Origin of the sequence: Paludifilum halophilum (assembly GCF_002245355.1) — a bacterium.
GTDB lineage: Bacteria > Bacillota > Bacilli > Thermoactinomycetales > DSM-45169 > Paludifilum > Paludifilum halophilum.
Genome location: NZ_NOWF01000148.1, coordinates 1 through 408, shown reverse-complemented (window position 1 = coordinate 408; position 408 = coordinate 1). Strand labels below are relative to the sequence as shown.

General features: G+C 34.1%; 1 protein-coding gene. It reads left to right on the top strand.

Annotated elements, in window-relative coordinates; translation table 11 throughout:
* Positions 1–311: pepsin/retropepsin-like aspartic protease family protein (locus CHM34_RS19675; RefSeq protein ID WP_206093861.1), on the top strand; the 311-nt coding region annotated here is incomplete at its 5' end.
* Between the last annotated feature and the right edge of the window lie 97 nt (positions 312–408).

The window sequence follows — 408 nt, the reverse complement described above, 5'->3', positions numbered from 1 at the left end:
GTTCTACTGTCACCCATAATGGAATGATAGAAAACATAGTTATAACCTTAGATTATCTAGAGTATCTTGCAAAATTCATGATTTTGTCCCCCAAAGTTAATCTATCTAGTTGCCCTATCATCCTAGGTCAACCATGGTTAGCCACAACGGATGCAAATATAAGTTGTAGATTAGGGAATATGACCATATCAAATGGCCAAGGAACAAAGAAATTTGATTTATATCCTCCATCCAAACCATTACCAGATTTGAACACATCTATTTGGCCAAATTTAGGGGATGAAGAAGAAGAGCTAAATTCTATAGTATAGCTCATGATGTTGCATAGACAATATTTTCTAAAACTACAAGAGGAAGATTCAATACTTCATAGTATCCTTACTAATAGTTGTGTGGTAGAAAAAGATG